The following is a 10,629-nucleotide window of genomic DNA, read 5'->3' on the forward strand; positions in this document are numbered from 1 at the left end:
AACTATTACTTATCCATTATTCACTATTACTTATTCACTATCACTTATTAATTCAACTTTCGCAGTTATAAAATAAAAATATAAAATTTGCAGATAGGCAGCACTTAGTTAGGTACTAGATTCTAGTTTCTAGCACCTAGTACCCGATATCTTGCCTTATATAGTGTAAACCTTAAAATTTATATGCGAAAATTGAGTTATTACTTAGAACCTAGTACCTAGCACCTAGTACCTAGCACCTGTTTAACCCCTGTTCTCTTACCTTATATAGTATAATATGCGAAAGTTGAGTTATTAACTATTACTTATTAACTAATACGTCTCTCTCTTTTTAAACACTACCATGCTCACTAAAGTCCCCCCCAAAAGTCCTCCTAGATGAGCAAAATTATCTATGTTTGAAATAGATAAACCTATTATTACATTTACTAAAATTACAGATATGATACTTCTCTTAAAATCTTCTCCAATTACCTTTCTCATCCTTATAGATAAAACTAGTGCTGCTCCTAAGAGTCCAAAAATAGCTCCGGAAGCCCCCATGGAAACTCCAATGGAAAATTTATAACTAAAAAATGAAGCTATGATTGCCGAAATAAAATATATTAATGTAAATTTTGATTTTCCATAGGTTTTCTCTATTAGTGGACCTATAGCGTAAAGTGCATACATATTTAAAGCTATATGCATAATTCCACCATGCAAAAATGCACATGTTATAAATCTATAATATTCTCCCATATCTATAAGTGGAGCAAAGTTAGCTCCTAAATAAACAAGTACTCTTGCATCCATCTCCAATATACTTCCTGAAAGAAAAGCACTTATTAAATACATAATTATATTTATTGCTATTAAAATATATGTAATAAACCAGTTTTTATTTCTTATCATACCTACTCAAACTTCCTTTTTAAAATTTTAACTTAATCCCTTAACAGTTACATTAGTGCATTTCAATAAATCTATCTCCTTATATGAAGATTTATTATAATCATCAAATACTCTTATGATTGGTCTGTCTGGATATCCTTTGTTTTGTCCCGAAACATATCCTTCTATACCATTAGATAATCTTATTTTTGCTCCTAGAGGGTATACAGAAAAAGTATTTCTGAACTTCATTATCATATCCTCATCAAAAGCATTGCCACTACCCGCCAATATAAGTTCATAAGCCTCACTAGGGGAAAATCTTCTTCTATAGCATCTATCACTACTCACTGCATCATATACATCACAAATGGCCACAATTCTTCCATACTTAGAAATATTATTTCCCTTTAATCCATAGGGATATCCTTTTCCATCTACCCTTTCATGATGTTCAGAAACAGTCTTTAATATAATATCAGACATATAAAACTTCTTTTCTAATATATCTCTTCCATATATAGGGTGTTTTCTTATTTCTTTAAACTCTTCTTCTGTAAGTTTTCCTGTTTTATTTATAATTTTATTTGAAATTTTGGTCTTACCCACATCGTGTAACACTGCACCAGTGGCTAGTTCCTTTATTTTATCTTTATTAATATTCAAGGAAGCAGCTAAAAATGTAGCCATAATACTTGTATCTAAACAATGTACATATGTATAATTATCATAAGTCTTTATGTCATTAAGACTCTTATCCACGTCTTTATTATCAAGTATATACTCCACTAAGCTTTTAACTTTTTCTATACTATCCTTTACTTCTCTCTCTCCATTTAGACTCACATTTTTGGCAACTCTGGACAAACTTTTAATGGCACATTGCTTTAATTCTGTCAGCTCTGTATCTTCAACCTTTACATCTTCAAGTCTTTCATCCTCAACATATATATAGTATACTCCTAAGGTTTTTAATTTTTTTAGGTATCTGTCTGTCAACACTACACCAGACTTTAAAAGTATCTGTCCATCATCACTCAATATACTTTTCCCAAGCACTTCCATTTCCCTTACGTTATCAATACACTCCAACCTCATGCTTTTACTCCTCATCAGATGAAATTTTATTATAATGCCATATGCTAGAAAAAAGGCTAAATGAAAATTCTCTAGCATATGACTTAATTTATGCAATACCACATATTTATTATCGTATATTAAACTAAGGTTTTAAGTGTTTTATTTATCTAACATATCTAAAAGTTTATCAAATCTTTTAATAGTATCCTCTAAAGGTTTAGCAGTGGTCATATCTACTCCTGCTTTTTTCAAAATATTTATTGGATAATCAGAGCCTCCGCTTTTTAAGAAACCTTTATATTTTTCTACAGCCTTTTCGCCTTCATTTAAAATAGCAGTGCTAAAAGAATTAGCTGCAGCATAGCCAGTGGCATATTGATATACATAAAAATCTGAATAAAAATGAGGTATTCTAGCCCATTCCATCTCTATGCCCTCGTCTACTATCATATCTTCACCAAAATATTTAGCATTTAAATCCTTCCAAATCTTACATAGTTCTTCACTAGTAAGAGGTTTTCCTGCTTCTAAAGTTTCATGAGTTATTTTTTCAAACTCTGCAAACATAATTTGTCTAAATACTGTGGTTCTAATTCCTTCTAGCTGTTGATTTATAAGATAAAGTCTTCTCTTTTCGTCCTTTTCCTTATCTATAAGATCTTTTATCAAAAGACATTCATTAGTTATAGATGCTACTTCTGCACAAAATAGTACATAATCAGAATATATAAATGGCTGATTTTTTCTTGAATAATAAGAATGAATAGAATGTCCCATTTCGTGAGCTAATGTGGAAACATCATCTAACCCATAATTATAATTTAGAAGAACATATGGCATGGTATCATAACATCCCCAAGAATAAGCTCCACTTCTCTTTCCCTTATTTTGAAAAACATCAATCCATCCATTTTTTACTCCACTTTCAAATATATCTAAATACTCTTTTCCTAAAGGCTTTAATCCCTCTTTAACTATATCTACAGCTTCTTCAAATTCTATGTGAGTCTTTGGAGTATCTATTACTGGTACGTATAAATCATACATATGCATTTCTTCAAGCCCTAAAAGCTTTTTCTTTATTCTTACATATCTATGAAGAGAATCCAAATGTTTATTTATAGTATCCACTGCATTATTATACACTTCTAACGGTATATTATTAGGTTTTAAAGAACTCTCTAAAGAACTTTCAAACCTTCTAGTTTTAGATGTGAACATAAAGTTTTTAATAGAAGAAGTCAACGCTGTAGCAAAGGTATTTCTATATTTATAATAAGTACCGTATATTTTTTCAAAGGCCTCTTTTCTAACTTCTCTATTTTTGCTTCTTAAGAAATTAACAAAATTGCCCTCGCTAAGTTCTACCTCATTACCTTCGTCATCCTTAATATAAGGGAAACTCATATCTGCATTAGCAAGCATTCCTCTTATATTTCCTGGGGCATTTAAGCAATCTGAAAGAGAAGCTAAAATCTCTTCAGTATTTTTATCTAAGGTATGTGGCTTCATTTTTAATATGTCTTGTAAATAAAATTCATACATATTAAGCTCTGGCACTTCATTCATGGCTTTTTTTATTGTTTCTTCATTTAAAGATAAAATTTCTGGCTGAAAAAATGCTCCAAAGCTCATAACCTCTGCAAGATATGAATCTATCCTATTCTTAAGGCCTTGAAAAGTATTATTTCCTGTATCCTCATCACTTCTTAAATGAGCATAAACATACAACTTTTCTAAAAGTCTTGACACTTCCTCTTGAAGCTTTAAAAACTCTAAAAGATTATGCCCATCTGATAATTTTCCACTGTAGCTTGAAAGCTTTGGTGCCTTTTCTTTTAAAATATTAAAATCTTTTTCCCATTCCTCTAAGGTTTCATAAACCTTTTTTATGTCCCACTTATACTTGTCTGAAACTTCATCTCTGCTTTTTAGCTTTTTAACATTTCCCATACTTTGCTGCAAATAATCCTAAACTATTTTGCAGCTTCACCCCCTTATTAAATAAAATTACACATATAGACAGCGCTCTAACCTTTAGATGGAGTTTTTACTCCAACTGAAGGTTAGAGATGGTTATCCAGGGACGTAGCTGCCGTTATCTCCCACTTTGTTAGAAGTGGGAGTGTTACGGCAGGTAGTCATCGGATAAACAGAGCTCTTAGCTTCAGATGGAGTTTTTACTCCAACTGAAGGTTAGAGATCGTTATCCAGGGACGTAGCTGCCGTTATCTCCCACTTTGTTAGAAGTGGGAGTGTTACGGCAGGTAGTCATCGGATAAAATTAATTTAATTATAAAAAAACAATTTAGTAATATTATACCACAATACACATGTTTTACTCCTAAAATATTTAAATTTTTTTATAAGGTTATCTATGTATTTTTACATATTTTGAATTTTATGGTATTATAAATATATATAACTGAACATTCAACGTAAGTGACAAATGATAATTGACAATTGACAAATGACAATTGACAATTAAGTAAGTAAAAGGTTGAAATTTCATAGGAATTTCTTAAATTTATATTTTCAAAAACTCCAAAGGAGTTTTATTCCTAATTTTTAATTCCTAATTTTTAATTCCTAATTTTTAATTATTAATTCTTAATTATTAATTCTTAATTCTTAATTTTTAATTCTTAATTTTTAATTCTTAATTTTTAATTATTAATTCTTAATTCTTAATTATTAATTATTAATTATTAATTATTAATTATTAATTATTAATTCTTAACTAGGTGGTGGGGTTCTATGAAAAAGTTTTTAATTTTTATATGTATTATATTTATTGCAATACTTATATTCCTAAATATTTACTCCATAAAGAAAACCAAAAACATAGGCGGTGCCGTTGAAAGATATAGCACCTCTGGTATATTTAATGAATATAAATTGTATAGATTAGATACTTGGGAAGTAGAATTTTCTGATGGAAACATGTGCATAGTAAATATAAAAGGTCTGCAAAAAAAATCTCCTCATGATTTAATTAACTATAAAATGCTTTTAGAAAGAAATAAAAAAGGCCTATGGAAATTGAAAAAAATATACAAAGTTCCATAAACCTCTTTATTAATTCGAGAGCTTTTCCTTCGCTTATTTCGCCGAAGCAGCTAATTATTGCTCAATATTAAAAAAATATCATTTTAAGACCAAACATAATAAGTATTACTCCGCCTATATAATCTGCATATGCACTTACAGTTTTTATCTTTTTTAAATATCTGCACATGCTAAAAGCTATGCTAGTCATTATAACAGTTATAAGTCCTATGTAAAGAGAATCACTAAAAATTATCCAATTATTCTTTATACTATTAAGTACTGTAAACCCAATTACCATAGCATCAATACTTACAGACATTCCTAATATGAAATAGGCTCTGGTACTTTCTATAAATTTATTTTCTTCATGCTGGAATCCCTCTTTAAGCATAAGTATTCCTACCAAAACAATTATTATACCGCCAACAACCTCTGGCATCTCTGCTATATAGGAATTAAACAAAACTCCTGCATAGGCTCCTACCAATGCAAAAAAGAATTGAAAAAATCCAAAAGAAGCTATATACGGTACACTTTTTCTAAATTTTAAATTGCATATTCCAAGACTAATAGCTACCCCAAAAGCATCTAATGAAAGAGCCAAAGCTATTAGAGTAAGTTCATTAAAACTCATTACTATCTCCCCTTATTATTTGTTATTTAACTAAACTTTCCCAATTAAAAATAAATCTCTTTTACGAATTAACTATAATTTGAAAAATAATTAAAAGATAAGAAGTAAGAGTGGGAAGTAAAAGTTAATAAGTAAGAAGTAAGAGTTAAGGATAAAACTCAAAGAGTTTTTTATAATTAATTTGTAGGTAACAGGGGATTTTATAAATATCAAAGTTCAAAGTTCAAATATCAAAGTTCAAATATCAAATATCAAATTTTAAATGCCAAACCCCTATCAATCTAACAAACTAATTTCTAGTACACTAGCACGCTAGCAAACTAATTCCTGGCACACTAATTTCTTACTTAATTTTTACTTTTTACTTAATTCTTAATTCTTAATTCTTAATTAACTGTCAATTGTCAACTGTCAATTGTCAATTATCACTTCTTACCTCTTACTTTTTACTTAATTTTTAATTCTTAATCCTTAATTCTTAATTCTTAATTCTTAATTAATTGTCAATTGTCAACTGTCAATTGTCAATTATCACTTCTTACCTCTTACTTTTTACTTAATTTCTAATTCTTAATTCTTAATTCTTAATTAATTGACAATTGTCAACTGTCAACTGTCAATTGTCAATTATCACTTGTCACTTCTTACTTAATTCTCTTCAGCACTTCTAACAAATATTTCCAAACCCTTTCTGTAGAAGATATGCTTATATGTTCCTGTGGAGTGTGCACATCGTACATGTTTGGTCCAAAGGAAATCATATCCATGTCATGGAATTTTCCTGAGAATAAGCCGCACTCAAGTCCTGCATGTATTGCTGCTATTTCTGGCTTTTCACCATACATTTCTTCATAGGCTTCAACACATACTTCTCTTAATTTTGAATCTGCTCTATATTGCCATGCTGGATATGGTGCAAAAGTTTCTATTTCTGCTCCATAAGCTTTTGCAATAGCTGCTGCTCTTAAATGTATTTCTTCCTTTAATGAATCCACTGAGCTTCTAGTAGCACTTACAAACTCTATTGAGTTATCTAAAGTATTTACTACACCAATATTGCTTGAGCTCTCTACAAGACCTTCTATAGCCATGCTCATAGTTTGCACTGAATTTGGTATTAAAATCAAAATATTTATAGCTTTTTCTAAAGTGTCCTTTGAGAATACTTTTTCTATTTTTTCATTTAAAGGATTTAAACTTATGATTACATCCTTGTCTGCAGTTTCTAATTCCTTCTTAAAAGTTTCTGTAAATTCATTAACCTTCTGTTGCAAAATAGCCATTTCTTCTTCCTTAACTAATACAACTGCTGTATTTTGTCTTGGAATAGCGTTGTCCTTCTCTCCGCCATTTATAGCTGCTACTCTTAAATCCATGGAATTCATAAGTTCATTTAGGAATCTACCCATTAATTTATTGGCATTTCCTCTTCCCTTATTTATTTCCATACCTGAGTGACCGCCTTTTAATCCATGAACCTTAACCTCTACAGCTTTTAATCCCTCTGCATTTTGGAATACCACTGGAAGAGTTATTTTGTCTCTAAGTCCACCAGCACAACTTACAAGTAACTTTCCTTCTTCTTCTGAGTCTATGTTTAAAAGTAATCTTCCATTTACATTAGCAGGATCTAGTCCCTGAGCTCCACCCATACCGGTTTCTTCATCTGTAGTAACCAGTAATTCTATTGGTGGGTGAGGGATATCAGAAGCTGCAAGTACTGCCAAGCCATAGGCTACTGCAATACCATCATCAGCACCTAAAGTAGTTCCTTCTGCTCTTACAAAATCTCCCTCCACTTTAATTTTTAATGGATCCTTTGTAAAATCATGCTCTAACCCTGGCTCCTTAGCACACACCATGTCCATATGCCCTTGAATAACCACTGTTGGAGCATTTTCATATCCCTTTGTACCAGGTTTCTTTATTATTACATTTAAAGTTTCATCTTGAATTACTTCTAAATTATTTTCCTTAGCAAAACTAACTAAATAATCACTTACTCTCTTTTCATCTCCTGAACCTCTTGGAATCTTTGAAAGTTCCTCAAAGTAAAAAAACACTTCCTTTGGATTTAAATTATCTAACACTCTACTCATTTTCAATTCCACCTTTCTATATAAATTAGCGGTCTCCCACTTTTTTTAAATAAACAACACTTTTGTATTAGTGGCCGATCCATAAATGATTTGGCACTATATTTAGGTACTGGTGCTAAATGTTATCTATGTCATATCTTCTAGCACACTAATTCCTAGCACTCTATTCTCTTGCACTCTAGCACACTGACACACTGGCCCACTAGCGCCTTAGCGCTCCGCACTGGCAAACTGGCACACTAATTCCTGGTACACTAAGCCACTAATCTCGTTTTTCCCCTAAAGTTATTATAACCACAGAAACAAGTATTAATATACTTCCCAATATAATAATTGGTGTAATTTTTTCTTTTAAAATTATAACTCCCAAAACAATACTAACTATAGGCTCTAGGGTACTTAACACAGCAGCATTGGATGCACCTATTATCTTTACACCTTTTAAAAAGGCCATGAGAGCTATAACTGTAGATATAAATGAAATTCCCACAATAGCTACAATAGCATAGGGATTTATGGATATTACAAAATTGCTTGTACACATAGCGCTTGTAAAAAGTATAATAGATGATGCAACACTTAAATAGAAGGTTGCAGAAAACACATTCATTTTTCCTATAGAACTATTACCTGCTGCTACTATGTAAAAAGCATAAAAAAATCCTGAAATAACAGCAAAAAGCACCCCCATAGGAGCTAATGTTACATTTCCTCCTCCTACCAATAAATATATGCCTGTACAGGAAAGAATAAGTGCAAATATTTTAGTTTTTTTCAGTTTTTCCTTGAAAAATATTACAGAAACAATTGTAACCACTACTGGGTATATAAAATGTATAGTAGTAGCTAGTCCAACAGACATATAATTGTATGCCAAAAACAAAGTAAGGCAACCTACTGAATAATTTCCACCACCAAGTATAAATAAATCTCTTACTTCTTTTTTAGTTATTTTGAAACTTATTTTTTTACCTATCATAATTGGCAGGATCATTAGTGCTGCGAAAAAAAATCTTAGCGTTAAAACGGTTACAGCATTAGCTCCTTCATCATATGCAAGTTTAGCTAGTATAGGCATAACTCCAAAAGCTGCTGCTGAAAGCATTGCATAAAAAACTCCGTGTATTCTTTTCATGTCCATTCCTTCTTTTCAATGTATATTATGTATTTATTTTATATTCCAAATTAAATCATAAACAATAAACTTCATTAATTCAATAGGTTTTTGCACAGTGTAATTAATTAACTTTTTAATTTAAGTATCAATTATAAATACTACTTGTCTTAAATTCAAAAAATCTTCACAATAAATTTACAACTATATTAAACTTATGTTACTATTTTGTCATAATTTGAACATTTCTCGGTGATATAATGTGAAATGTTTTATTAATAAAAAGATTTTATGAAGGGAGGAAGCCATAAGATAATATTTTTAGTATAAGCTTTTTAGTATAAGCTTTTTAGTATAAGCTTTCTGGCTTTAAAAGTTTATTTTATGGGAAAAAATTGTCGAGAAAAGCTAAAAACAAATCTGCAAATATAGTAAAAAAAATACTCATAATGCTTCCTATTATACTAATAATAGTTGGGGCTGGCGCTTATTTATACACTCATAATTTACTGAGCAAAGTAAATAAGAAAGAAATCTCTCAAAAAAATTCTGATTTAGGTATAAAAAAAGTCGCTTTAGAAAAATCAAAGGATGATATTATAAATATAGCCCTATTTGGTATAGACGTAAGACAAAAAAATGACCCTACTCACTCTGACTGCATAATGGTGTTAACCATAGATGAAAAGCACAAGGACATAAAGCTTTCTTCTGTAATGAGAGATACTTTTGTGGAAGTTAAAGGTCATGATAAAACAAAAATAACTCATGCCTATGCTTACGGTGGTCCTGAACTTGCTCTATGGACGCTTAACAACAATTTCGATTTGGATATAAAAAAATATGCCACAGTAGACTTCTTTAGTTTAGAAAAAATAATAGATATACTGGGCGGAGTAGAAATCGATATAAAACAAAATGAAATTAAATATATAAATAAATTTATGGGAGAAACTTCAGAAATACTCCATGATTCTGTACCAACCCTTACACATTCAGGGGTTCAAGTGCTAAATGGAAGACAAGCTGTTTCTTATGCTAGAATTCGTTCCACTGCTGGCGGTGACTACGAAAGAACTCTAAGACAAAGGGCAGTATTAAATGCCATTATTGATAAGGTAAAGGCTAAAAATAAAATGGAATATCCTTCACTGATTTCTAAATTCCTTCCTCTTGTGGAAACAAATTTAGATTCTAATGAAATTATGTCCATTGGAAAAGATGTACTTATCTCAAACATAAAAACTGTAAAACAAGCTAGGTTCCCATTGGATTCTAATAGTGATGGAAAAATGATAAAGGGAACTTGGTACCTAGTTACCGACATAGAAGAAACTAAAAACAGCTTACATGATTTTATCTACAACGATATAGAACCTAAAGGAAATCATAATGAGGAAAGAAAACAATAATATACAAGAGAAACAAACTTTGCATTGAAAAGCATGAGGCTTTTAAACAAAAATGAGGCTGTGGCATTAAAGATTTTATATACGATATATTGACCTGAAAATTTAAATCTAACACAATGTATCGTAGTATTTATTCTTAGTGCAACAGCCCCTTTTTTGTTTTTAATGCATAAAATATTGTTAAAATAAAATTATATAAAAACGGGATTTTTATATAAAATATTACAAAATCAAGTAATTAATAAATATTATTTGTCATTAAAATTAATTTTTAAATCTATAATTATTAATATAGCTATTGATAATTATAAATTTTTAACAAAAAATAACATAATCATAATATATACTCATATAGATATATTATTT

At 30.2% G+C, this 10,629-nt stretch carries 8 protein-coding genes; 2 read left to right on the plus strand and 6 right to left on the minus strand.

The genetic code is table 11. The annotated features are described in order from the left end of the window. Positions 1 to 312: 312 nt before the first annotated feature. The 3 genes from FGK85_RS13330 to pepF all read right to left on the minus strand — a co-directional run bounded on the left by FGK85_RS13330 (position 313) and on the right by pepF (position 3,906). Positions 313 to 894 (minus strand): rhomboid family intramembrane serine protease, encoded by a 582-nt coding sequence (locus FGK85_RS13330; protein WP_138207416.1) that lies wholly within the window; start codon positions 892 to 894, stop codon positions 313 to 315. 27 nt (positions 895 to 921) lie between these two features. Continuing rightward, the gene (locus FGK85_RS13335; RefSeq protein ID WP_138207418.1) at positions 922 to 1,971 is read right to left on the minus strand and encodes an HD-GYP domain-containing protein; all 1,050 of its coding nucleotides are present in this window, start codon (positions 1,969 to 1,971) and stop codon (positions 922 to 924) included. Between the two features lie 141 nt (positions 1,972 to 2,112). Beyond that, positions 2,113 to 3,906, minus strand: a complete 1,794-nt coding sequence (gene pepF / locus FGK85_RS13340) for an oligoendopeptidase F (RefSeq protein ID WP_138207420.1) — start codon at positions 3,904 to 3,906, stop codon at positions 2,113 to 2,115. A gap of 804 nt (positions 3,907 to 4,710) precedes the next feature. Between pepF and FGK85_RS13345 the strand changes: the two genes are divergently transcribed. Further along, a complete protein-coding gene (locus FGK85_RS13345) occupies positions 4,711 to 5,022 on the plus strand; it encodes a hypothetical protein (RefSeq protein WP_138207422.1) in 312 nt (103 codons plus the stop codon). A gap of 67 nt (positions 5,023 to 5,089) precedes the next feature. Here the strand turns inward: FGK85_RS13345 and FGK85_RS13350 are convergent, their stop codons facing one another. From FGK85_RS13350 to FGK85_RS13360, 3 genes are all read right to left on the minus strand, one after another. Then, positions 5,090 to 5,638: a manganese efflux pump MntP gene (locus FGK85_RS13350; protein ID WP_138207425.1), complete on the minus strand. Its 549-nt coding sequence runs from the start codon at positions 5,636 to 5,638 to the stop codon at positions 5,090 to 5,092. A 644-nt stretch (positions 5,639 to 6,282) separates the two neighbouring features. Continuing rightward, entirely contained in the window at positions 6,283 to 7,737 is a 1,455-nt protein-coding gene (locus FGK85_RS13355) for an aminoacyl-histidine dipeptidase (RefSeq protein ID WP_138207426.1), read from the minus strand. A 262-nt stretch (positions 7,738 to 7,999) separates the two neighbouring features. Continuing rightward, complete coding sequence (locus FGK85_RS13360) at positions 8,000 to 8,872, minus strand: DMT family transporter (protein ID WP_171011434.1); 873 nt, start codon at positions 8,870 to 8,872, stop codon at positions 8,000 to 8,002. Between the two features lie 374 nt (positions 8,873 to 9,246). Between FGK85_RS13360 and FGK85_RS13365 the strand changes: the two genes are divergently transcribed. Beyond that, the gene (locus FGK85_RS13365) at positions 9,247 to 10,263 is read left to right on the plus strand and encodes an LCP family protein (protein WP_138207430.1); all 1,017 of its coding nucleotides are present in this window, start codon (positions 9,247 to 9,249) and stop codon (positions 10,261 to 10,263) included. The last annotated feature ends 366 nt before the right edge of the window (positions 10,264 to 10,629 follow it).

Source organism: Haloimpatiens lingqiaonensis (assembly GCF_901447495.1).
GTDB classification, from domain to species: domain Bacteria; phylum Bacillota; class Clostridia; order Clostridiales; family Clostridiaceae; genus Haloimpatiens; species Haloimpatiens lingqiaonensis.